The organism is Salmonella sp. SAL4457, from assembly GCF_046548235.1.
In the GTDB taxonomy this organism is placed as follows: Bacteria; Pseudomonadota; Gammaproteobacteria; order Enterobacterales; family Enterobacteriaceae; genus Salmonella; species Salmonella enterica.
The window spans coordinates 1-239 of sequence record NZ_JBGDZO010001257.1 but is presented as its reverse complement, the minus strand read 5'-3'; the positions used below and the strand labels follow the sequence as shown (position 1 = coordinate 239).

Genomic DNA, 239 nt, shown 5'->3' with positions numbered 1-239 from the left:
GTTCAAGAAGGCCGACAAGAGCGGCGCGCGCTTTGCCCTGATCCTCGGGGAGGACGAGGTGGCCAATCGCGTGGTAGGTTTCAAGCCCCTGCGTGACGAGGGCGAGCAACAAAGCATTGCCTGGGATGCTCTGCCCGAGCACCTGGCAGCCTGTCTGGCACAGGCTTGAGAACATAAAGAATAGGAGTGATTGGGGTGACATCGCGTACCGAAGACGAAGACCTGGCGCAGATCAAGGA

1 protein-coding gene is annotated in these 239 nt (G+C 59.4%); it reads left to right on the top strand.

Annotation, left to right across the window (positions count from 1 at the left end; genetic code table 11):
- The coding region (locus ACLJNW_RS28230; protein ID WP_410961943.1) for a His/Gly/Thr/Pro-type tRNA ligase C-terminal domain-containing protein at positions 1-169 on the top strand (169 nt) is incomplete at its 5' end.
- Positions 170-239: the final 70 nt, after the last annotated feature.